Here is a 23,443-nt window from a genome sequence, read left to right as displayed (position 1 = left end):
ATGGAAACCCGTGCTCACCATGTACTCATTGGTCTGTTTACTCTCATTATTTTCAGCGCCGTGCTGTTGTTCAGCCTGTGGTTGACCAAGGCCGGCAGCGATCGTCAGTTCAAACTGTACGATATTGTGTTCAACGAAGCCGTCAGTGGCCTTTCACAGGGCAGCACGGTGAATTACAGCGGGATCCGCGTGGGGGAAGTGGTTCAACTGCGGTTGGACAAAGATGTGCCGAGCAAAGTCTGGGCACGTATCCGGGTAGCGGCTTCGGCACCTATTCGCCAGGATACGCAGGCCCGGCTGGCCGTTGCGGGCATTACCGGGACGTCCAATATCCAACTTAGCAGTGGCACCGAGGCCAGCCCGTTGCTGGAAGGCGAGAATGGTGAGATTCCGGTGATTATTGCCACCCCATCACCGCTGAGCCAATTGCTCACTAACGGTGAAGATGTGGTCACCAATATTAATGAAGTGTTGGTGCGCTTGAATCAGGTACTGACGCCGGATAACCAGCAGCGTTTGGTCAACACGCTGGATAATCTGGAGAAAATCACCGGTACCGTAGCCGGAGAACGTGAAGATATTCGTACGGTAATACAGCAGTTGGCGCTGCTCACCAAACAGGGCAATGACACGCTGGTGCAAACCAATCGCCTGGTGCGCAATGCTAACGGCCTGCTGGACGGGCAGGGCAAGCTGCTGGTGAGTAACGCGGCCAAAACCATGGCATCGTTGGAGCAAACCAGCGCTCTGCTTAACAAGTTAATCAGTGAAAACCAAAGCTCGCTGAGTAATGGGATGCAGGGATTCAACGATCTCGGTCCGGCGGTTGATGAATTGCGCAGAACGCTGGTGGCATTGCGCAGTGCCATGAATCGTTTGGAAGAAAACCCGTCAGCCTTGCTCAGAGGCCGTGAACGTACCAAGGAGTTTAGACCACAATGACTGACTTCAGCCTTATCTATGCCCGCTACCGCCGCAACCTCTTACGGCTGTTAGCCCTGATACTGTTCCTGCCGCTGGCGGCCTGCACTATTTTGCCGGAAAGCCCGGTGTTACAGGTTTATCTGTTGCCCGCTCAGCCTGCTAGCGCTTCTGGCAGCGGGCAGGCGTCTGGTCAATCGTTTCGTATCGTCCAGCCGACCACCAACCAATTTCTGAATAGCTCACGCATTGCCGTTCAGCCTCAGGGGGCCGAGATCACTTCTTTCTCTGGTTCGCGCTGGAGCGATCCGGCACCGCTATTGCTGCGTAATCGCCTGATTCAGGAGTTCCGTACCGATGGCCGCTTCCTTTCAGTGAGCAGTGATGAAGACAACGTGCAGGCCTATATTGAACTGAACGGTGAGCTGTTGTCATTCCAGGGCGTGTACATCGGTGATAGCGGTGAAGTGGTGATCCGTTTTGACGCACGCCTGGTACGCACGTCCGATCGCCGGGTGATCGCCAGCCGCAGCTTTGAGGTTCGGCAGCCAGTAAGCGGCAGATCGATGGATAAGGTGGTGCAGGCATTCGGTTTGGCCAGCGATAAACTGGCGGCCCAGATGCTGAGTTGGACGCACCAGCAGACGGCAAACTTTCCAGTAAGATGATATGAATAAAACGCCCGGTAGATGCCTATCGGGCGTTGTTATTGGCAATGTGAAGTCAGGCTGAGGTTAGAAATCGTAACGCATACGCACCACCGTCATGTCACCGAGATTATCGGTGCTGGAGGTCAGTACGTGTTCAACGTCAACGCGGAAGCCGTAATCCAGCTGCACTGCAACCCCGAGTCCATTGTCGATGCGCTGATAATCGCGATCGTTGACGTACTCCAGGCGGTCACCCATAAAGTAAGGCATTACCGATTTCACGGCATACTGACCAACCGGCACGGTATAACCTGCCAGATACTCAATCCCCCAGGCATCACCCGCAAAGTAGTTGGTTTCTGACTGTTTTTTAGTGGTCAGGAAGTTGTTGTACCAACCGCCGCCAAAACTCAGGGTCCAGTTATCCGGTTTCCAGCTCAGCGCCGTCCCGAAGATATTCTGATCGTAAGTGGTGCTGCTGCCATCGGCAGGGCTGCGCATTTCGGCATTGGTGTAGTTCCACGCCGTGCCCCAGGTCAGATTCTGTGTCAGATGATAATCCACGCCCAGAGAGCCGCCGCCTTTGCGCTTGTAGCGCAGGCTTTTGCCCGGCAGGTATTCGTCGTCATTGAACAGGTATGACACATAAACGTCGGCATTATCGAAGGTATTTTTGTACTTCAACATTTTGCGCGAACGGTAGGAACCGTCGTAATCACCGTTGATCCCGTTGCCTGGCGCCTGGGCCAGCATGTCGTAATCCCAGAGATCGGTTTTGATGCCCACTACGTCGTAATACACGCTGTTCTGTTGGCCGAAGGTCAGTTGACCCCAGGTTTTGCTTTTCAGACCGGTGTACAACATGCGGCGAGTGGTATTGTTGGCCCCCTCGGCATGGTGGTTGTCCCAATTGAACAGTGCGGGGATATTCACGCCAAGTTCGTAGTAACTGATCCAACTGATATCGTCAAAAAGAAAGTAATCAGCGGCAAAACGGAAGCGGGTGCCGCCGTCAAAGCCATTGCGTTTGTAAGAACCGTTATCGCCATCGCCGGTCATGATATTGACCTGTGGGCGGATACTGCCACCAACGGTAAAGTTGAGGCGGCTCAGTGGATTACCTGCCTGTGGATCTTGTTTCAGCAGTGTGATTTCAGCTTGGGCGGCGAAGGAAACAGTGCCAACGACCAGCGCCAAGCCGATAGCCTGGGTTAAAGAGTGCAATTTTCTTATCATTTTTACCTGACCATACATACCATAATAACTTGCGTGGTTGCGCAAGTACCCCTTTGCTCAGAAAGACAATGTTCTGCGCATTTCCATAGGTTTTCGGTGTTACTGAAAAAATGGGGGGCAGATATAACATAGCGTGCTAAGTAAAAAATTACTTTTCTTGCTAACTCATTATCAGGCTGATGATCAGATAGGGGGAAGTGAGGTGCCGTTGCGTGGATGCTTTTTAATCACTATTCGTTATTTTTATAATACTAACAGAATGTTACCCTGCTGCCTCTTGTCATAATCAGGTTCTTTTCCCCACCACGAGGTATGCACCATGCTTACAGTCGGCTACAAAAAAGTCATTGTTATGCTCTTGTTTACAGTCATGGGGAGTGCCCATGCCGTAGACGAGCTGAATAGCACTCGTAGCGGTTTTGGCCAAGCCATGGCGGCGCGGGATGTAGAAGGTATCGCACAGTTTTTTGATGAAAAAGGCATTCTGGTCAAGCAGGACGGTTCTCTGGCTAAAGGACGAACCGAGATCAAAGAAGGATTCCGCGAGATACTGGCGGATAAAAATATGCGTGTCCGGAGCGTTCCCGACTCATCCACTACCGTACAGAATGGCGATATCATTTTAAGAAGCGGCCGCTGGCAGCTGATCGATATTAATGGAAAGGTGCACGAAGAGTGGTTTGCCAGCGAAGTATTTCGTAAAAATGCGCAGGGTAAATGGGTTTATTTAATCGATAGCCCTTATAACAAACTACCCAATTAAGATTGGCCAAAATGCCAATGCACCTTGGCTGGGTGCATTGGCTGATGTACAAATTCAGACGTATAGGCTACTTACTGACCGGCAGTGTGACCTCAGGCAGTTTAAAGCCATAACGGCTTAACGGCGTGATAGTGACTGATGCCGGTGTCCCATCGATAGCCAGCCGTTTGGTCTCGCCTGCCAGCAGATAGTAATTCTCTAGTGGAACGATCTTATTCCCAGGCAATAAGGTGAGCTGCGGCGCTAAGCGAATAACATGCTTACCAGGGTTGGCAATCACCAGTTGTTGCCCTTTAACACTGAACTTCAGGTCTTCCCAAGGGGTTTTGGTCTGCGGAACAGAACTCGGTTGTACGATAAACCCGATATCCTGTCGAATAGGCATTTTGGCACTGTTATCTGCCGCTTGGCTGACCCCCTCAAATGACGCTTTCAACAAGACCTCATGGGTGAGTGGCGTTCCTTTCTTCAATACAAAATTGACCTGCTGGCTTTGCTCTGCATCGATACGGGTGATCGGCGGCGAAATCAGGAGCTGTTTGCTGAGGTTACCGCCATCCAAATCAATCAGCTTGGTCACCAGTAACAATGGTGCTGAAGAGGTATTTTGAATGTTGAAGCTGACTCGGCCTTCGCTTTCATTCAGGATAATGCCGGTGCTTTCCAGCTTGAATGAAGCCTGTGCAGGAGTAACCAGCAGCAGTGAAACCAACAATCCCAGGCCGAGCAGGACGGATAACAGGAGCCGATGGTGTGCATTTTTTCTGCTCGTTATAGACATAGTAAACCTCACGATGTGTAAACAGAACTCGTTTTAAGTGTAATCCCTGATAATAAGAAAAACAGGGACGGGAATAATTAGCGACAAATCGCTTCTGAGACTTCGTATAACGCGTTGGCGTCGAACTGGGTTGGGGCTTGATAATCGACCTGGCATTCACTCTGGTTCATTACTTTGACGCGCAAAGGTTGGCCGATATCGTCATTGGTCAGCATCACGTTCCCATCGCCGATCACGGTGCCCATAAATTTGCCGTTGCCGTTCAATACCGTTGCGCCAACGGGGAGTGCGGTACCCGTGGTATCGCGGATGGTCAGCAGCAACTGGCGGGTTTCGGTTACCGTAAAGCTCTTGCTGGCAACCGAACCGCGCGCCAGTGCAAAATCGGCGGTGGTGCTGTTCAGCCTGATATTCAGTGGCAATGTTTTGGTATCAATCTGCGCGGTTGCTGTCGTATAAGGTTGCAGCGCAGGCAGAATAGCCTTGCCGGAGCGATTGGTCAGGGTCGCACCGCTGCCAGGAGCCTGCACGCGCAGATTGCCCTGCTTGGGAATGTCGACAATCGCAAACGTATCTCCTATCGCTTGTGGCGATGTCGCCACGCTGCCGTTGGCGTAGGCCATGGCACCACTGGCTGACAGCGAAACGGAGCGGCTTTGGTTGGACGACTGTGATACCCCGGTGGCTAATTGAGCGTAAGGCGTACGCAAGTTAGCACTACCGCTGACGCGTTGCTGACTTTCTGAACCTGTTACACCCACCGAATAGCCACGGTTTTCCCCCCAGCGGCCTTGATAGGTGGAGCCCATAGACAGGGTATTATCCACTTGCTGTATCCGACTGTTCAGTGTCCCCTGGCCCAGTGGCAACGACAGGCTGGCATACGCCGACTGGCCGAAAGCGGAGGATTGCAGACTGAGACTCAAAGTCGCATTGCCCCAACGCTGGCTGCTGGATAGCGTATGGGCAATATCACTGTCGCCATTGCGATAATACTGATTATGCGAAGCCACATAGGAGAACGCACCCCAGCGCGGATGCGCCCAGGTAATTGCAGCACTGGTGGCATTACGCAATGTCTGGGCTGCGGGATCCTGACGATAGGCGAAGCCACTGAGTGCGTCATCCGGGGTCAGATAATCCTCTGAACGGTAAAGTGTGGACAGGGAGGTAGAGACATTTACCCCCAAATGGGCTTGGGCCTGCAGATCCAACTGATAACCTTGTCGGTTATCTTTACCCCGGGCATAGCCGACCCCGCCACCCACCCAGCCGCGTTCAGTTCCAGCGTAGCTGCTTTTCATCACCAGGTTTTGGTATTCAGACGACAGCAACCCACCGGTTGTCGCCCGCTGGCGGCTGGCGGGGCTGAAAGCCAGTTCACCCGTAAGCAAAAGTGGGGCATCCGTGGGTATATCTGCCGTCGCGTTAGGGTTGCGATAACGCCCGAGCCCCAGTTGGTAGCTGTTGGCTTCCTGATAGGCATTGATGTCCAACGCGTTGGTTACAGAGAAACGCTGCCTGCGGCCATCTTCTTCGATGATCTCGACGTCTGCCGGGATGCCATTGGAAAAGTTGCTGATGTTACTCAGCGAGAACGGCCCTGGAGCGACGACGGTACGGTAAATGGTGCGTCCACGCTGGCGGATTTCGACGGTGGCGTTGGTATTTGCGACGCCTTTAATCGGCACAATCAGTTGTGATGCACTGAACTGCGCGCTGTCGGAATAGAGTTGCGCGCCAAAGATCGGCAGGCCAGAGAAAGAGTCACTACTGCTGCCGAACTGACCAAGTTGCAATACTGATTTGAGCGATTCCACAGCACGTAAGGCTGAGGTTTCCTCGGAGGTGTAACGGCTATTGCCCAGGCCGCTGGAGACGCTGCTGCGGTTGCGCACTACCCAGTTACTGAGGTTGACGCCAGGCTCAAATAGCCCCTGGAAAAAGCGCAGGTCGGCGTTGTTACCAGAAATTTGCTGACCGAACAGATTATAGTTGAGCAGCAGCGCGTGCCCGCCGTATTGAAAGTCACCCTGTTCCGGATCAAAAGCCTCTTCGGGCAGCATCAGTTCCAGGCGGAACTGCCCAGGGTAGGGTTTAACAAGGGCGGTAGGCCATAGTGTGCTCAGTGCTTCGCAGTCTGAGGCGAGCTTGGGCTGGCGAAGTTTCAGGGCAACCAACAGCGCATTATCAACGCAAAGTTGTCCGTCAGCGTTAAAGCGGGCATCGACAGTGTGCGTACGAGCTGCATTGACTTGGATGTTGACGGTATTGGTGCCTGGCAGGAAGCGTGCTTCTTTACCAAAGAATTCGGCAACATCGGCCGTATAGCCGAGAGTTTGCAGAGTTTTAAGGTCAAATTCCGGACCTTTTTCATTCGCAGCCGTGGCCATGCTGGGTATTAGCATGAGTGCTGATACCAGCGAATGAAATGGGACACGCAACGTTGTCATTCTGGCACTCCAATCAATCCGTAATCATTACCATTAGGTAAAATGTAAAAATAAAGGAAATAGATAAATAGCGGGCACAGCATGCTATGCCCGAATAAAGCGAATTATTAATGGTAATTAAATAGCAAATGCGAAACTGAGGGTCATTGAGCCATCAATCTTGGTCTTATCAGTAAGAGCGCCATTCATAATCTCTGAACTAGCGAGGTCAGGATAAATAGAAATATCTGCCCGGAATACTTTACCAGCTTGCAACTGGTTATTAGCCGTTGCCCAACTGACTTGATTTCCCTTGGAGAGATAGGTACTCGCTGCTTGTAGTGTACATTGCCCAGGAATACCCTTACACAGAGCTACTCGTACACCATCAACGGTCGAAGTATTTGCTATATGAGGTTGGAATGCGCCGATTTTGCCGGTTCCATTGACAAAACCCAGGCCATAGTGATTGGTCACGCCAGCCCCAGGAGTAGTAATGACCACAGAATCACTGCGATTGTCTGTAGGAGTGATAGTTAAATATGTCTGACTATCGCAGGTGACCACCCAGCTTTTCATCAAGGGGGGAAGCGAAGTTTTCGCTGCTGGTTGAACCAAGGCTGATGACACTTTACCCAGATCATACACACCGTTATCCGGTACAGAGATACTGCAGGTAGGTACATTGATTTTACCTGCGACTTTCAGTTCAGCAACAGGTGCAACAGCTTGCGCACCTATTGAAACTAAAAACAGGGATGAAGAAAACAATAAATACTTATTCATAGTTAACGCCGTATTGATAAAAATAAAGTTATGGCAGAAATATCAGAAAGTTTATCCAGGTTAGTGGGTAATTTCAGATGGGATTAACTTGCATAATGATAGTCCAGGTCATGAGTATGCCCGCCATAAGCGGGCAACTCTGGCTGGATTAGATGCCGTAGGCAAAGTTCAGCGTCATCGAACCGTCGATGTTGGTGTCATCGGTAATCGGGCCGTTCATGGTGGCAGAGCTTGCCAGAACCGGGCTAACGGTGATGTCAGCGACGAAGATCTTACCGCTTTTTTGCGTATTGGCCGTTGCTGTAGCCCAACCGGAACGCTGACCGGTAGTGATGTTAGCCGTAGCCGCCGGGGTAAAGGTGGCGGAGGCAGAAGTAAACAGGCTGGAAGCCACGCCATCTACTGTGGCATTTTCCATCTGTGCGGTGTAGTAACCGATTTTCCCGGTATTGTTAACCATCCCCATGCCGAAATTGGTGGTAGCGACTGCGCTGGCAGAGGCTGCACGGTTATCTACCGGTGCAAAGTTCAGGTAGGTTTCTGCATCGCAGGTAACCGTCCAGGTTTTGGTCATCGGAGTCAGCGCGGTAGTTGCCGCTGGCTTGATCATGGTGGCAGACAGTTTGCCAAAGTCATAGATGCCATCATCAGGGCCAGCCACAGTACAGGTTGGGACGGTCAGCTCACCGATAACTTTCAGCTCTGCAGTTGGGGCATCAGCGTGAGCGTTTGCCATGGTCAGCAGCAGGGTTGATAATGCAGTTGCGGTAATTACGTGCTTTTTCATAAAACAAAAATCCATATCATGATGTTAATAACAACGGGTGTTGGGTTTTATTTGCTTGCTAATATTGGCAATATAAAACCGTTAATAAAAATTGACGGTATACATTCCATCAATTCTTGTTATTAATGGGTTTTCCCCATTAAAAAATTTAACCGCGCGAGGCGAGCGGGTTATGTATTAGAGTCAGTGAAGTTATTTTGTGAATAGTTGAGTTTTTAATCTTTCCGTAAAGGTCAATTAATCTCAGTTAGGATTCCCATAGCTGTATACTATACTCGTCATACTTCAAGTTGCCTGGGTGTTGGCTACGCCCGCTCGCACCAGCCACATAGTGATCTATGCCTCTGGCGGCTCGGACTTGCCGTCTACACGCAACTCGAATTATTTAGAGTATAGTAATCTCTTGCTTCGATGATTTCTAACTTGGTTATAGAGTAACTGACTAAAACGGTTAGCAGGTATACATTATTTCTGTTGAAATAATATAAACGCTGTCATGCTCATATTGCTCACATTGAATAAATACGCTGTTCTTTTGATGCGGCGACTATAAAAGCTTTTCTTATCGCTGAGGAGATGTTTTTTTGTTTGGTGTGATGCATTATTTTGATGTGATATGCGGGGGATTTTTTCAAAAACAACAAGATAGGTTATTTGGGACTAAAAAAATGCTGCATTAAAAATGCATTTTATAGCAAAAGAGTAAATAACATTAATAAGTGTGTGGTCAAAAACGACAGTTTGATAGACTTCGTCTACCCAGTTAGAAGAAAATATAACCAAGCCTGTGCGTTGAAAAAACGATCAAGATCAAATAAATCAGAATTAGTAAGATTTTTAACGATAAGAGGGATCTATCTTTTTGATATTTATTGGAGTAGTAAGAATAGCATCAATGCCGTTACTTGAGAGGGCAATAGATCTCCCATTTTGTACGTAGGATTACGCTGAAGGTCCGATTGAAACGAACCACTTGTTAGAGATCTTCCGACATACCGATCATGTAGTGCCATCTGGCTTATGTGATAGGGTCCAATCTGAATGAGTTTTATTTTCTGTCAGATGAAAAAAGTCGATCAAGAAATCGATAACCGTACGCGTTCGTTTTGCCAGCCAGCGGTCGGCGGGCCAGAGGAGTGAAAGCGTTTCTTTGCGTATAGCATACTCATCCAGTACGCTGCGTAAGCTGTAATTTGCCAGCGCGGGTTGTATGACATAATCAGGTAACCAAGCCAGCCCAATTCCAGATAGAGCGAACTGCATACGAGTCTGAGTGTGGTTACAAATTAATGTTTTAGGAAGAAGCATATTTTCGGCATCACTAAACTCCCTAAGCTGCCAGGTTTCCAGTTTTCCACTGTGAGGAAAGCGGTAATGCAAACAAGGGTATTTTTTTAGCTCATCGGGATGATGGGGAATACCAAACCGATGCAGAAAATCAGCGGAGGCTACCACCTTGGAACTGAAGGTGGTTAAAGGTTTAATTTTTAATCTTGAGTCCTGAATGGTTCCACTGCGTATGACCAGGTCAAAACCCTCCTCAATCACATTGACCAGCCTGTCGGTAAACTCCAGCTCCAACTGTAGCAATGGATAAGCGCGCATTAGCGCCTCAAAAGCAGGCAGCAAGAGCGTTTGCTCCGCCATACTAATACGTACCTGACCTGCAATCTCATCGCTGGAAGAGACGATCTCTTCCTCTATGGCCTTAATTTCGGCTAATACGCCTAAGCTACGGTTATAAAGCTGTGTCCCTATGTTGGTCAACACCATGCTCCGTGTACTACGCTTAAACAGCTGTATTTTTAATCGAGACTCAAGCTTGGAGATACTTTTACTGATGGTTGACGGAGCTACGCCACAGGTACGTGCAGCGGCCACAAAACTCCCCTTTTTAACCACCTGTATAAAGAAGTTTATCTGATTAATATTGTCCATCTTGTTCTCCACTGATGAATTTCGTTCACCAAAGAAGTGATTACAACACTATTTTTCATTAATAGTAATAGGCTTAAAGTATTTCATCCAAAGCTATCAACCTGAGTGATAAAGATGAAAGCACTTCTTATCTTAATGATGGGTGCATTTGTATCCCAAACCACCGAGTTTTTGCCTATTGGTTTGCTGCCACAGCTAGAAAGTGATCTACAAATTTCCCCTGATTTAGTGGGATATTTGGTGACTGGATACGCATGGGTGATCACCTTAACGTCCATTCCACTCACGTTACTGACTCGCAAGTTCGAACGGCGCAGTTTGTTTTTATTTCTACTGGGAACCATAACGATATCTAATGGTCTGGCAGTAATTTGTCACTCCTACCAGATGCTGATTGTACTGCGTTTAATTGCAGCTCTTGGCCACGGTGTCTTCTGGGCTATGTTAGCCGCATACGCTATTAGAGTAGCGCCAAACATGCCAAATAGCAGGGCAACCGCCATCGTGTTTGCCGGAATTTCAATGGCCAGCGTAATGGGTATTCCTATTGCCAGTTTTATTGGCGAGAAATTTAGCTGGCAAATTGGTTTCGGCCTGTTCGGACTATTAGGGTTATGTACTTTTGCAGCGGCTATTCTCTGGCTGCCGTCGTTTAAAAACCCTGTAATAATGGATGCTAAAGAGACTAAAGGCTCTGCATTGCCACGCAATAACAAACCGTTGTACGGTGCAGCGTTAACTACGCTGATAGTTATTGGTATGCATTTTACCAGTTACACCTATATTACGACTTTGTTGGATAGCCCGATGAATATGACAACATCTGAGAAACCAATGATGTTACTTATCTTTGGTGTTGCTGGCGTGGTCGGTATGTTACTGGCAGGCTGGCTAGGCAGTAAACCACTGAGACTTGCGGTTGTTGCAACTTGCGGGATCTTGGTGTCACAAATTATGATCACTCAATCAGGTATGATGCCTTATCAGGCTATGCTTGAGGTATTTATCTGGGGCTTATCAATCTCAGTGTTAATTGTCGGATTACAAGGTTGGTTTCTGTTGCTGTCGCCAAAATTTCCCGAAGCCGCTTCAGCGTTGTTAGTTACCTCGTTTAATCTCGGTATTGGTTCTGGTGCGCTTGCCGGAGGCATGATTCTCACTAAGTCAGGCAATATGGCGGTATTATATTTGGCGATTGGACTCGGCGTCCTGGGGTTGGTGAGTTTTAGTCTGGCCGAAAGGTTAAACAGAAAGCAGAATGACTAATCGATACCATTATTACAGTAAATATGGCATTGAATGCCGCCGGTTCATCAGCAATGTTGATGTTTTTTCTTGTGTTGTAATTATTACGGCCATTGCACATTAGCTTTTTAATCGCTCAGTTAAATAAAAATAGCATGACGACATCCCAAATAAAGTTGCTGACGACTTACCTGGCTAGCTTCGGTATCGCAGCGTATCAACAACTAACGAAAATGCAGGGGACGGCTGCTTTCTGCTGGGATAATAAAGGTAATACCCAGGGAAAGGGGCACACCATTCCTGCAAAATGCGTATCAGGCGGCCGTCTACAATATGCGAGCCGAATTCTTCTTCCGGTAGAAATGCAATGCCCAGCCCGGCCACTGCTGCATCGACCATATGGGCTGAGGTATTAAAAATCAATTGCCCGTCGACACGCACGTTGACCGGCACCCCTTGGTGTTCAAACTCCCAGATATAGAGCCCACCAGAGGTTGTCATACGCATATTGATGCAGTTGTGATGAACCAGATCCTTTGGCGTTTGCGGCTGCGGATGATGAGTGAAATAGTCAGGGGATGCCACAGCTGCCATGCGCAATGGTGGGCCAATCGGCACCGCTATCATATCTTTATCAATGGTATCCCCCAGCCGGACGCCAGCATCAAACCGGTCGGCCACGATATTACGGAACCCGTGGTTGGCATCAAATTCCAGTTTTATGTCGGGATAGTTGCGCAGTAATGGGGACAATTTCGGCAGCAGCAGGGAATGCAGAACGTTTGGCCCGCATGTGATGCGCACCGTGCCAGCGGGTTTATCGCGTAACTCCGTCAGCATGTCCAGTTCTGCTTCAATCTCATCAAAACGATTGCCAATCGCCAGCAACAGCCTCTCTCCAGCGGCAGTGGGGGAAACGCTGCGTGTAGTACGGGTAAGCAGACGGATTTTCAAACGATTTTCCAAACCCGTGATCGCCTGACTAAGGGCTGGTTGAGTGACGCCAAGCTGCGCAGCGGCACGGGTAAAACTACCTTCGCGCGCGACTGCCATAAACGAGATCAGATCATTAAGGTTACGTTTCATCTTATCTCCTTGCCGGTATTTATAATTATGGCTTATAAGCCCATTAAGTATTCATTAGCTAGTCAGAATACGTCACGCGTGTAGAATTTTCATCAACTGATAGCGCAAGGCGGGTCAAAGAGTGCCATGTCCGCATTCCCTGATTAATTTTTTAATACTTGAGTTTTACTCCCATGAGTAAAGACACAACTTTGGCTTGCGCACCGGAATAAGAGAGATAAGGCGTTATGACCCCATTAGCGAACGAGATATCGGCCCGACAGCCAACCACCTATTGGAGCGGCGTGCTGGCAATGACACTGTGCGTGTTTGCTCTTGTGGCATCGGAGTTTATGCCGGTCAGCTTGCTGACCCCCATTTCCCACGAACTGGGCGTCAGCGAAGGTTTAGCAGGGCAGGGGATTGGGATTTCAGGTGCGCTGGCGGTGTTGACCAGCTTGTCGATCTCCGCACTTGCCGGGAATATTGACCGTAAAGTTCTGCTGCTGGGCCTGACGTTGTTGATGGCGCTTTCCGGCATGATTGTCGCGATAGCGCCTGATTATCTGACCTACATGCTAGGACGGGGAGTGCTCGGTGTAGCCATCGGCGGCTTCTGGTCAATGTCAGCGGCGACGGCGATCCGCCTGGTACCACCGACTCAGGTACCGCAAGCGCTGGCCATTTTTAACGGCGGCAATGCGTTGGCGATGGTGATCGCCGCGCCGCTTGGCAGTTATCTCGGTGCTGTCATCGGATGGCGTGGGGCATTCTTTTGTCTCGTGTTGGTGGCGTTAATCGCCTTTGTCTGGCAGTGGTTCAGCTTGCCTGCAATGGTGGCGGAAAGGGATGGCAAGCGTTCAGGCAATATTTTGCGCCTGTTGAACAATCGACTTGTTGCAACCGGGATGGCGGCCTGCGGCATCTTCTTTATGGGGCAGTTCACGCTCTTTACCTACGTGCGGCCGTTCCTGGAAACGGCCACCCATGCCAGTGTCTCTACGCTATCGCTCACGCTGTTGATCATTGGGGTTGCAGGCTTTATCGGCACGCTGCTGATCGGTGTTTTTCTGCGTCGTGGATTTTACCCGACGTTGATTGTCATTCCGCTGCTGATGACCGCGATTGCCGGGATGCTGATCGCGTTTGGTTACAACATCGCGATCGTTATACCCCTTCTCGGCATCTGGGGGCTGGTAGCGACCGCCGCCCCGGTCGGTTGGTGGACCTGGGTTGCCAGAACGCTGCCTGATGATGCGGAGGCGGGCGGTAGGCTGATGGTTGCGGTAATACAGCTCTCTATCGCGCTGGGTTCCACCCTTGGCGGACTGGCGTACGACCACAGCGGTTATCAAAGTAGTTTCGCCATCAGCGGCATCCTGCTGACGATCGCGGCCATGTTGGCCGTATTGGCATCACGTAAAGACCCTAAACACACTGCATAAACAAGCGTTAATGCTCTGAGAATTCAAGCCATTGGTGCGTTCAGCCTTTTGAACCTAAGGAGTTCACCCACCGGGTTCGTGGTGAATGGGCAGGCTTCTGTGGCGTAATTTATTTTTTAACCGAGTGGGCTGCCGCCCGCTCATCCAATAAGGATAATGTTATGAAAACATTGACTATGATGTTAGGGCTGTTAATCAGTTCGTTTACTGTTGCAGCAGCCGATATGTCTCAGGGGGCAGATAATTTTTACAACAGCGATAAGGTCACCCAGCAAAAGGTGACGTTTAAAAACCAGTATCAGATGGATGTCACTGGCAATCTGTTTATGCCAAAAAGCATCAATCAGAACGCCAAAAATCCGGCGATTATCGTTGGTCATCCCATGGGGGCGGTGAAAGAGCAAAGTTCTAACCTCTATGCGCAGAAGTTGGCAGAACAGGGCTTTGTCACGTTGGCTATCGATCTTTCTTTCTGGGGCGAGAGCGAAGGCTTGCCGCGTAACGCGGTATTACCGGATATGTATGCAGAGGACTTCAGTGCGGCGGTTGATTACCTCGGCACGCGGTCGTTTATCGATAGAAACCGCATCGGCGTATTGGGTATCTGCGGTAGCGGCAGTTTCGCTGTCAGCGCGGCGAAAATTGATCCACGCATGAAGGCGATTGCTACCGTGAGCATGTATGACATGGGGTCTGCTAACCGTAATGCGCTGCATCATTCGCTAACTGTGGAACAGCGTAAGAAAATCATTGCGGACGCGGCAGAACAGCGATACGTCGAGTTTACCGGTGGCAAAACGCAATATACCAGCGGTACGGTACACAAGATCGATGCCAACTCATCACCAATCGAGAAAGAGTTTTATGATTTCTACCGGACACCACGCGGTGAGTTCACCCCGAAAGGCTCTTCAACGCAACTGACCACGCACCCGACGCTGAGCAGTAACGTGAAGTTTATGAATTTCTATCCATTTAACGATATTGAAACTATTTCGCCGCGCCCGATGTTGTTTATCACTGGCGATCGGGCGCATTCGAAGGAATTCAGTGAGGATGCTTACCAACGAGCCGCGCAGCCGAAAGAGCTGTATATCGTCCCCGGTGCGGGCCATGTGGATTTGTATGATCGTACCGACCTGATCCCTTTCGCTAAATTGACGTCTTTCTTTAGCGATAATCTGAAGTAAGGGGGGGCTGGTTTCAACGTTGCCAGGGGAGAATACGGGTATGGAAGGTTACCGCAGGAGTATCGTTTTCGTTTCGCTTATCATTGCAATGATTGGATGTTCTTTTGTCAGCCATGCTGACTCACAATCTCATAAGGAACATGGCATGAAAATTCAGATGAAAATTAACGGACAACGCTATGACATTACGCTTTACGATAACCCCGCAGCCAAGGCATTTGCAGCACAGTTGCCTATGACGCTGGAGATGATGGAGTTAAACGGCAATGAAAAGTACGCAGAGCTGCCTCATACGCTGCCTGCTAGCGCGACACTGCCCGGCACCATCCACAATGGCGACCTCATGCTGTACGGCAGCCAGACATTAGTGCTGTTTTATGCAACGTTTAAGTCATCTTACGCATACACGTCCGTTGGCCGTGTCGATTCGCCACAAACCCTGGCTGAAACCATAGGTAAGCAGAACGTGCGGATCGAGTTTATCAACGAATAATAGCCAAAGTGAAAAGGCTGTAGCACATCCCCCAACTTTTTTGGATCAACTGTAATTCAGCATCAGCGTAGTAAGGGGGACAGCGATCAATACAACCTCGGTGCGGCAGTTGCAAGCCGTTACACATAGGCTGTGGGGGGCATGTTTCTGCCTCCCCACGGGTGGCACGTTTTCTGGAAGGTGAAAACCTGCGGTTGTTTACGGGATCATCTTCTCTGCTTTTAATTTATCGAACAGTTCGATAAATGAGTCGCGAGTGCACTGATAATCCATAAATCCTGCTTTTCGGCTTTTGCTGATATCGGTAAATACCTCCATCGGGCGGCCCAGATCGGCATCGGTATGCCACCATGACGTCAACTTATTGACATCCGCCTGTTTCAGAGAGAACTGTTCGGCGATCTTTTGCCACTGCGCCGCGGCCTCATGCATCCTGCCTTCCAGCGGTTGTATTTCACCGCTGAATGGCACTGGCTCTATGCCAAAGTAATGGGCGATTTCTCCCCACATCCACTTCCAGCGAAACACATCACCATTGACCACATTGAAATCCTGATCCGCTGCCTGCTTACTGGTTGCCGCCCACAGTAACTGCGACGCCAGCAGACGGGCATCCGTCATATCGGTCACACCATGCCATTGCGCAGACGAACCCGGAAAGACAAATGGTTGCCCGGTTTGTTTGCACAGCGTGGCATACACCGCCAGAGTTTGTCCCATATTCATCGCGTTACCCACTGCATAACCGATAATGGTATGTGGGCGATGCACGGACCAGCTGAAATGGTATTTTTCAGCGGCGGCAAACACCTCATCCTCTTGCGCGTAATAGAAGTTATCTACCGGTTGGCGCCCTTGCTCTTCGCGGAATGGCGTGAGTGGCACTTCCCCTTTACCATAAGCATCAAACGGACCAAGGTAGTGTTTCAGCCCCGTGACCAACGCCACATGCCCCCCCTTCAGGTTACTGCCCAGAGCTTCCAGCACGTGGCGTACCATCGCACCATTGACACGGATATTCTCCTGTTCATTCTCCTGCCGCGCCCAGACGCTGAAGAACACCTTATCGACCTCAATACCCTGCAATGCGTTTTTCACCGCCTTCTCTGAGGTTAAATCCGCTGTCAATGCCGTACAGCCTTCTGGGACTGGGGTATTGCCACGCGACAAGCCATAAACCTGCCAGCCCTCGGCCGACAGCCTAGTCGCCAGTGCGCTACCCACAACACCGCTGACGCCAACAATCAATGCACGTGATTTCATTCTGTTACTCCTTCGGAGCTTTGAGGTTACGTTTAATGTGAAATTGAACTATTGGCAGGGTTGTCAGTGAAAAATGCAGCTATCGACAACGACCTGATGAGTGACCGGAAAACACGCTACCCGCTGTTCCAGTCTAAGATGGGGCTTGGGTTTAAGATATAGCAGCAGGGGCTGGCAGGCCAGGTATGTACGAATCTTTACTCTGCTTGTTTATCGCTGAATAGGTTTTAACGCCTGTCTGGCCTGTTTTTCATGACGCCGCCAAAATAACGCTCATCCAGTTCAATACTTCACTGGTTTGTAAGACCAGATGATGCTCAATGATTTGCCTCAATCTACGCAAAAACAAAGTCGCTGAGTTCGGCTGTATCAAGAGTAAATCGGCTGCTGAGCGAGAGGTCACTTTCAACACCAAGGATTTAAACGGCTTTAATTGCACTTTTTTGTTAATTTACAAAGTATTATATTCATTTCTATCGGCCGGAAAAATTGCTGGTCTGCTACAGCCCCGAAAATATTTTTAATCCGGCGAATCCTTTTAAACGTTTAGGCCCTCTTTCTCTTTGCAGGTACCAAACGATTTGTTCCTGCCATCCATTATTCAGTCAAAAGAGAACCCATTATGTTCAATCGCAAAAATGTAGGGAACAAAGAAAGAATCGCCCGAGTTACAGGGGGTTGCCTGATGATACTGTACGGGCTGATCGGCCTCCATACTACGTGGTTGGGGATAACCATTGCGGGTGTCGGCTTTGTGAACCTGGTTACTGGTGCATTGCGATACTGTCCGGTGCGTGCCGTGTCCGGTCGAAAATCCACAGGTCACTGAGCGGGAGCCTTATGCGGATTCAAGAGAATACCTTTGCTGCGGCCCAAGCGGGGGACCCCGTAGCGTTAGAACATATGCTGGTTCAGTTACGTCCAGATATCCGGCGTTATGCCCGTTACCAGTGTCAGCGGTCGTCTGCGATAGATGATGTGGTACAGGAAGCACTCATTATTCTCTACCGAAAAGTAGGGACAGTTCGCACTGCATCAGCACTAAACGGGTGGTTGTACAAAATCGTCACACGCCTGTGCATGCTGCCAGCCCTCATGTTCCTGAGGGGAATGGAGGATCTGAAGAATATTGAAAACTCGTCCCGCTTTGCCGAGATACCGGTGAATGAACTGCGCATGGATCTGGTTCATGCACTGGAGTCTTTGCCTTCAACGCATCGCGAAATCATTCTGCTGCGGGATTTGCAGGAAATGACCATCAGTGAAATTGCCAATTACCTGAACATCACGCGTGAAGCGACAAAAAGTCGCTTACATCGCGCACGGGCTCTGGTCAGGGAATATCTGCTGGCGGAAAAATCTGCATAAAATTATTGAGTTGAGCATAGAGTGCCGATTTGATCGGTTTGAATCAGGCAGAGTTTGTCCTTGTGAGGGCAATTAAGATGCCTTTTACCACAATGAGTCAGCGAGAATAATCATGACCGTATATCAGCGCCCTGAAGACTTATCCCTTGCCAAAGAACTCCTCCGGCTGGCGCCCAAAGAAGCACAAGCATTTCTTGGTTTGAAATCGGCTGCCGAACGCACAGATGGCATCATCCCTGAAAAGTATCGCGAGCTTATCTCTATTGCGGTCGCTCTCACCACGCAGTGTTCATACTGTATTGATGTACATGCAAAGAACGCTGCCAAGGCAGGTGCTACGCGAGAAGAAATCGCAGAGACGGTTTTTATTGCCTCAGCGCTTCGCGCCGGTGCAGCCGTAGGCCATGGCCTTCTTACATTACGACTTTTTGATGAGGTGCCATTGACGAACCATCAGCAAGGCGAGTGACATTATCGTTCAGTATTCAACTTGATGTGCATGGTGCTAGGGTAGATAGTAATCACGTTGCCTGTGTTTAACATATTGGTACAAAGGCAAGTTTCCTTTCTTTTCCTCTATGTCGGCACTTGAGAGCCCAAAGGTGATGTTACCGGAATGCAAAAAGCCCGCTTAATTGCCTAAGCGGGCTTTTCTAATTTGGCTCCTCTGACTGGACTCGAACTTTTCTTTAAATATTTGATTTTATTATTTTAAATTGACGTTTATTGGTGGCTGGGCCCCCAATAAAGCCCCTTAAATATTTGCATGTAATAATTGTGATGGATATCTCATTTTAATGGTGACATGACAGTGAGAGCCCGGTGTTTCTACATAATGGAGAGACTATTCACTTTAGAACTACTATGAGTATGTGGATGCTTAAACATCCAGTTTGCGGTTGGCCAGCCACTCAACCATTGCCGGATCGCGATGAGAGAAGAAGGCACTGGTGGCCGTATCCATTGCAGCTATCTGTGTCATCTCCATCGCACTGAGTTCAAAATCCAGGATGTTGAAATTTTCAATCATGCGCTCCTTGCGAACGGATTTAGCCAGTGAAACGATGCCACGTTGATAGATCCAGCGCAGGACGACCTGGCCGACACTCTTGGCGTATTTCTTGCCAATCTCTGTCAAAATTGGATTCTGAAACAGACCATTGCGGCCTTCAGCAAAAGGTGCCCAAGCCTCAGGCTGGATAGCCCGACAGCTCATCCAAGGCACGGCATGAAGTTGTTGGTTAAACGGATTAACCTCGATCTGATTGACTGCGGGGGGAATGGTGTTAAACGCCATCAGATCCGCGAGGCGGTCGGGATGAAAATTACTGACCCCAATCGCTCGGATTTTGTCGGCAGCAAGTAACTCTTCTATTGCACGCCACGCGCCATGAACGTCACCGTAGGGCTGGTGAATCAGATACAAATCAACGTAATCAAGCTGTAGACGATTCAGTGAGCGCTCAAATTGTGCTTTTGCACCTGCATAGTTGGTGTCTTGCAACCAGAGTTTGGTGGTGACAAAGAGTTCATTGCGTGCAATGCCGCTTTGCTTCAGGGCATTACCCACCTGTGCCTCATTCTGGTAAGAGGCGGCAGTATCTATTAGACGATATCCGGTCGCTATGGCATCAATAACAGCCCGCTCGCATTCGGCGGGGTCTGTCATCTGAAAAACACCAAATCCCAGCAACGGCATCTGAATACCGTTATTCAATGTTACCGTGTTCATGGTCTTGTCCTGTGTAAATGTACCTATACCAGGAAGCATAACGCACGCGCGATAATAAGATTAGATGCTATAATCTGCATGCCTTTATTAGTTGGACTAATAAATAGAATGGAAAACTACAATGATCTGGCCACGTTCGCACTGGTCGCCAAAGAGCGTAGCTTCACCCGGGCAGCAGCGAAGCTGGGTGTCTCTCAGTCAGCCCTGAGTCAGACTATCAGGGTGCTTGAAGAGAAACTGGGCTTGCGGTTACTCACTCGTACAACGCGTAGCGTTTCTCCCACAGAAGTTGGAGAACAAATTCTTAATCTGCTTTCGCCGCGGCTTGAGGAAATTGAAACCGAAATCGCGCGGCTAAAAGCACAGAAGGAACGCCCGGCAGGTACTCTTCGCATAACTGCGGGGGAACACCCAGCGGTGTATATCGTTCAGCCTGCGCTGTCGGCGTTTCTGGCGGAATACCCTGATATTCGTGTCGAACTGATAGTCGATTACGGGCTGTCAGATATTGTGTCGGAGCGCTATGACGCCGGTGTCCGGCTCGGAGAGCAGATAGCCAAGGATATGATCGCGGTACGCATCAGCCCGGATATTCGCATGGTCGTCGTCGGCTCACCGGATTACTTTTCTACCCATCCAGTGCCGCAGCATCCTCAGGAACTGACTCAACATAATTGTATTAGTATTCGATTACCGACCTATGGTGGCATCTTCCCCTGGGAATTTGAAAAAGAGGGAAGGGAAATTAAAGTTCGGGTGGATGGGCAGTTAGTTTTTAATAATATTACCTTACGGCTTAATGCCGCACTGTGCGGTATCGGTCTTGCCTACATACCCGAGGATATTGTTAGCGAGCATATTGCAGCCGGACGATTAATCACCGTTCTGCAAGATTGGTGTCCGTTTATTGCGGGTTACCACCTTTACTATCCTAATCGGCAGCATACTTCCCCTGCGTTTACGTTGCTGTTGAATGCGCTCCGCTATAAGCAATAGTGGAGTCACCAACGACTCCACTATTTATTTATCACTGAAGATTTTTATCTTTCAGGAATTTTGAGACCAGATCGGCGATTTCAACGTTATTCAAATCAGAGAAGGGGAAATGAGTATTTCCTTTAATACCGATTTCCGGCAGATGGATAACCGCCACGTCTCCGCCATGTTTATTCACTACATCCCGCCATTGACGCGCAACAGCCAACCGGGCGCGCCAGCTATCCTGTGCAGGCAAGGCCGTCGGTTTATCCGGGATATTGTCGCCGTAGATAATCAGCACAGGAATTTTAGTCAGTGCCATAAACTGATCCAGGGGTACCGATTCCCCTTTTACGGTATCAAAGGCGTTCTTGGTTGGCGGCGGAACTTCGCCTTGTGGAAAGACAAAGCTGCTGCCTGGTTCAAACGCGACTATCCCTTTTACGTTGGCATTCTTCATCGCTGTAAACCAGCCGGGGCCTCCCCCCTGAGAGTGGGTAAACAGAATGGCCGGGCCGGATTTATCCACGACGGCCGACATGGCATCCGCAATCACATTGATATCAAAGGGGCCGGTGTTGGGGGTCATCTGACGGTAGTACTGGTTTAATGTCTCTTTATCGTGGGAGAACTGTACACCCTCGAAGAAATCGGGCCAGACACCCAGACGGAACTGATTAAACCATAGTTGCTCATCGGCAACCGGTTTGACGGTTCCCTCCACCATACTGCGACCGGCGTTCCCCCGACGTGGTTGATCAACCAGATAGGTCGAGAAACCACGGCGCAAGAAGATGTTCTGAAAACCCTCGCGGCCGTCCGGTGTGCTTTCCCATGTTCTGGCGGACTGTCCAGCACCGTGCAGCATCACAATGGGATATTTGTGTGGGTTCTCTGGGATCTGATAAAACACAGAGGCGTGATCGCCATGATAGGTCTGGCCTGTCGGATCCAGCGGTTTTTTCGCATCAAACTGCCCTGGTGTCGTAACGACAGCGCCACCTGCGGCAAAACTTCCCTGAGACTGGATAACCAAGGGGGTTGTGGGGGCAGCAAAGGCAGATTGAGAAACCAATCCGCCAACCAACATACAGGCGGTGAGTGTTTTCAGTAAGGCTTTCAAGATATTTTCCTCATGTCATCGCGGATAACTGAATCATAGAGAGATTTTCACAAATGACTATGCTGTTAAAACGAATGAGTTAATAAGCAGGGCTAATTAACGGATAGGCTTTTTGCATCTGATATCAATAATATTTTTGAGCTCAGTGTATTTCACTCGTCTGCCGTCCATTAATATCTCAGTGAAGCCCTGTTTCAGCGAAAAGGCAAAAGCTGTATTTCATTATCGTGGGTACTGGTCGTCCGTGACTTTTTCCATCCACGTCACGGTTTTACCGTCCTGTGATTCTGAAACAGCAATATGCACCATCGGCTCTGTTGCGGATGCGCCATGCCAGTGTTTGACACCCGGCGGGATCCAGACTACATCGCCAGTTTTGATTGGCTGGGCCGATCTTTCCCATTCCTGTACCCAACCCGTGCCGGAAGAGACGATGAGTGTCTGTCCAAGGGGATGCGTGTGCCAGGCTGTTCGTGCTCCGGCTTCAAATGAGACGGTTCCCCCAGAAATTCGGGCCGGGGGAGAGCCTTTAAACCGTGAGTCAACCTTGGCCGTGCCGGTAAAGTACTCAGGAGCACCCAACGTCGTGGGTTGTGAGCCCGCAGGGCTGACGGTCACTGCCTCCTGCGTTGCGGCAATAGCCTGCGAACCGGGCAGTAAAAGCGCCGCTAGTGTGATAAGGAAGATTTTCATATCTATTCAATCCATTAACGAGAGAAATACCAATTAATCCATTGCAGAAAAAAACTATTTCCCTTCTTTAAACACTTCTTTTGCAATGGATATCGCTGTTACTGCCGTTGGCCACCCTGAATAGAAAGCAAGCTGGGTGATGGTTTCGACCAACTCTTCCTCAGTGACACCGTTCTGGCGAGCCAGACGTAGATGAGAACGCAACTGGTCAGGACGATCCATCGCCACCAGAGCACTGACGGTCACCAGGCTCCGATCACGTTTTGAGAGCTGTGGTCGTTCCCAGATATCGGCATACAGGACATCGTCAGTGAGTTGCGCCATCTTGGGGGCGATATCCCCCATCAATTGTTGCGCCCGAGACGGTTTTTCTGTTTTATTTTTCGCCGCATCCTGCGCGTGAGCAAGGGTGGCCATTGAACCGGCAAAGGTAAGAGCGGTGCAGAGCAGGTACTGCTGAATTTTGTTTTTCATCATCCATTTCCTTTGTTATCGGCACGATTAAAGATGGGAGGGTTATGTCGGTGACGATAACGTGAGTTTACAGAATGCTT

At 49.6% G+C, this 23,443-nt stretch carries 23 protein-coding genes; 11 read left to right on the top strand and 12 right to left on the bottom strand.

Annotated elements, in window-relative coordinates:
- Positions 1-942 (top strand): MlaD family protein, encoded by a 942-nt coding sequence (locus tag ACX1CU_RS15130; protein ID WP_459399098.1) that lies wholly within the window; start codon positions 1-3, stop codon positions 940-942.
- Entirely contained in the window at positions 939-1,589 is a 651-nt protein-coding gene (locus ACX1CU_RS15125) for an ABC-type transport auxiliary lipoprotein family protein (protein ID WP_459399097.1), read from the top strand. Before ACX1CU_RS15130 ends, ACX1CU_RS15125 begins: the two co-directional genes overlap by 4 nt.
- 66 nt (positions 1,590-1,655) lie before the next feature.
- Here ACX1CU_RS15125 and ACX1CU_RS15120 read toward each other — a convergent pair whose 3' ends face one another.
- Positions 1,656-2,807 (bottom strand): porin, encoded by a 1,152-nt coding sequence (locus ACX1CU_RS15120; protein ID WP_459399096.1) that lies wholly within the window; start codon positions 2,805-2,807, stop codon positions 1,656-1,658.
- Positions 2,808-3,126: 319 nt separating this feature from the next.
- Between ACX1CU_RS15120 and ACX1CU_RS15115 the strand changes: the two genes are divergently transcribed.
- Positions 3,127-3,570 (top strand): YybH family protein, encoded by a 444-nt coding sequence (locus ACX1CU_RS15115; RefSeq protein WP_459399095.1) that lies wholly within the window; start codon positions 3,127-3,129, stop codon positions 3,568-3,570.
- Positions 3,571-3,637: 67 nt separating this feature from the next.
- On the opposite strand, the gene ACX1CU_RS15110 is transcribed toward ACX1CU_RS15115, so the two are convergent.
- From ACX1CU_RS15110 to ACX1CU_RS15090, 5 genes are all read right to left on the bottom strand, one after another.
- The gene (locus ACX1CU_RS15110) at positions 3,638-4,351 is read right to left on the bottom strand and encodes a fimbria/pilus chaperone family protein (RefSeq protein ID WP_459399094.1); all 714 of its coding nucleotides are present in this window, start codon (positions 4,349-4,351) and stop codon (positions 3,638-3,640) included.
- A 77-nt stretch (positions 4,352-4,428) separates the two neighbouring features.
- Positions 4,429-6,804 carry a fimbria/pilus outer membrane usher protein gene (locus tag ACX1CU_RS15105; RefSeq protein ID WP_459399093.1) on the bottom strand — a complete coding sequence of 792 codons (2,376 nt, stop codon included), beginning with the start codon at positions 6,802-6,804 and terminating at the stop codon, positions 4,429-4,431.
- Between the two features lie 117 nt (positions 6,805-6,921).
- Positions 6,922-7,569, bottom strand: a complete 648-nt coding sequence (locus ACX1CU_RS15100; RefSeq protein WP_459399092.1) for a DUF1120 domain-containing protein — start codon at positions 7,567-7,569, stop codon at positions 6,922-6,924.
- Positions 7,570-7,717: 148 nt separating this feature from the next.
- The gene (locus ACX1CU_RS15095) at positions 7,718-8,356 is read right to left on the bottom strand and encodes a DUF1120 domain-containing protein (protein ID WP_459399091.1); all 639 of its coding nucleotides are present in this window, start codon (positions 8,354-8,356) and stop codon (positions 7,718-7,720) included.
- Positions 8,357-9,355: 999 nt separating this feature from the next.
- Positions 9,356-10,294, bottom strand: coding sequence for a LysR substrate-binding domain-containing protein (locus ACX1CU_RS15090; RefSeq protein ID WP_459399090.1), 939 nt, complete (start codon positions 10,292-10,294; stop codon positions 9,356-9,358).
- Positions 10,295-10,408: 114 nt separating this feature from the next.
- Between ACX1CU_RS15090 and ACX1CU_RS15085 the strand changes: the two genes are divergently transcribed.
- Positions 10,409-11,560, top strand: a complete 1,152-nt coding sequence (locus tag ACX1CU_RS15085) for an MFS transporter (RefSeq protein WP_459399089.1) — start codon at positions 10,409-10,411, stop codon at positions 11,558-11,560.
- A gap of 174 nt (positions 11,561-11,734) precedes the next feature.
- Here ACX1CU_RS15085 and ACX1CU_RS15080 read toward each other — a convergent pair whose 3' ends face one another.
- Positions 11,735-12,625: a LysR family transcriptional regulator gene (locus ACX1CU_RS15080; RefSeq protein WP_459399088.1), complete on the bottom strand. Its 891-nt coding sequence runs from the start codon at positions 12,623-12,625 to the stop codon at positions 11,735-11,737.
- Positions 12,626-12,852: 227 nt separating this feature from the next.
- Here ACX1CU_RS15080 and ACX1CU_RS15075 point away from each other — a divergent pair, with 227 nt between their 5' ends.
- From ACX1CU_RS15075 to ACX1CU_RS15065, 3 genes are all read left to right on the top strand, one after another.
- A complete protein-coding gene (locus tag ACX1CU_RS15075; protein ID WP_459399087.1) occupies positions 12,853-14,049 on the top strand; it encodes an MFS transporter in 1,197 nt (398 codons plus the stop codon).
- Between the two features lie 161 nt (positions 14,050-14,210).
- Positions 14,211-15,239, top strand: coding sequence for an alpha/beta hydrolase (locus ACX1CU_RS15070; RefSeq protein WP_459399086.1), 1,029 nt, complete (start codon positions 14,211-14,213; stop codon positions 15,237-15,239).
- Between the two features lie 145 nt (positions 15,240-15,384).
- Entirely contained in the window at positions 15,385-15,732 is a 348-nt protein-coding gene (locus ACX1CU_RS15065) for a cyclophilin-like fold protein (protein ID WP_459399085.1), read from the top strand.
- 198 nt (positions 15,733-15,930) lie between these two features.
- Here the strand turns inward: ACX1CU_RS15065 and ACX1CU_RS15060 are convergent, their stop codons facing one another.
- Positions 15,931-16,995, bottom strand: coding sequence for an SDR family oxidoreductase (locus tag ACX1CU_RS15060; protein ID WP_459399084.1), 1,065 nt, complete (start codon positions 16,993-16,995; stop codon positions 15,931-15,933).
- 622 nt (positions 16,996-17,617) lie between these two features.
- Between ACX1CU_RS15060 and ACX1CU_RS15055 the strand changes: the two genes are divergently transcribed.
- The 3 genes from ACX1CU_RS15055 to ACX1CU_RS15045 all read left to right on the top strand — a co-directional run bounded on the left by ACX1CU_RS15055 (position 17,618) and on the right by ACX1CU_RS15045 (position 18,832).
- On the top strand, positions 17,618-17,824 hold the full coding sequence (locus tag ACX1CU_RS15055) for a YgaP family membrane protein (protein WP_459399083.1): 207 nt from the start codon (positions 17,618-17,620) through the stop codon (positions 17,822-17,824).
- A gap of 11 nt (positions 17,825-17,835) precedes the next feature.
- A complete protein-coding gene (locus ACX1CU_RS15050; RefSeq protein WP_459399082.1) occupies positions 17,836-18,363 on the top strand; it encodes an RNA polymerase sigma factor in 528 nt (175 codons plus the stop codon).
- Positions 18,364-18,475: 112 nt separating this feature from the next.
- A complete protein-coding gene (locus tag ACX1CU_RS15045; protein WP_459399081.1) occupies positions 18,476-18,832 on the top strand; it encodes a carboxymuconolactone decarboxylase family protein in 357 nt (118 codons plus the stop codon).
- A gap of 411 nt (positions 18,833-19,243) precedes the next feature.
- Here ACX1CU_RS15045 and ACX1CU_RS15040 read toward each other — a convergent pair whose 3' ends face one another.
- Complete coding sequence (locus ACX1CU_RS15040) at positions 19,244-20,095, bottom strand: aldo/keto reductase (protein WP_459399080.1); 852 nt, start codon at positions 20,093-20,095, stop codon at positions 19,244-19,246.
- 108 nt (positions 20,096-20,203) lie between these two features.
- On the opposite strand from ACX1CU_RS15040, the gene ACX1CU_RS15035 reads away from it, so the two are divergent.
- Positions 20,204-21,091 (top strand): LysR family transcriptional regulator, encoded by an 888-nt coding sequence (locus tag ACX1CU_RS15035; protein ID WP_459399079.1) that lies wholly within the window; start codon positions 20,204-20,206, stop codon positions 21,089-21,091.
- A gap of 31 nt (positions 21,092-21,122) precedes the next feature.
- Here the strand turns inward: ACX1CU_RS15035 and ACX1CU_RS15030 are convergent, their stop codons facing one another.
- From ACX1CU_RS15030 to ACX1CU_RS15020, 3 genes are all read right to left on the bottom strand, one after another.
- Positions 21,123-22,196 (bottom strand): alpha/beta hydrolase, encoded by a 1,074-nt coding sequence (locus tag ACX1CU_RS15030; protein ID WP_337049414.1) that lies wholly within the window; start codon positions 22,194-22,196, stop codon positions 21,123-21,125.
- Between the two features lie 222 nt (positions 22,197-22,418).
- Complete coding sequence (locus tag ACX1CU_RS15025; RefSeq protein ID WP_459399078.1) at positions 22,419-22,889, bottom strand: (R)-mandelonitrile lyase; 471 nt, start codon at positions 22,887-22,889, stop codon at positions 22,419-22,421.
- A 54-nt stretch (positions 22,890-22,943) separates the two neighbouring features.
- Positions 22,944-23,366, bottom strand: a complete 423-nt coding sequence (locus tag ACX1CU_RS15020) for a carboxymuconolactone decarboxylase family protein (protein ID WP_065683265.1) — start codon at positions 23,364-23,366, stop codon at positions 22,944-22,946.
- Positions 23,367-23,443: the final 77 nt, after the last annotated feature.

This window comes from Serratia sp. D1N4, from assembly GCF_054552755.1.
Note: the sequence above shows the minus strand (reverse complement) of the source record. Positions and strands in the feature narration are given on the sequence as shown.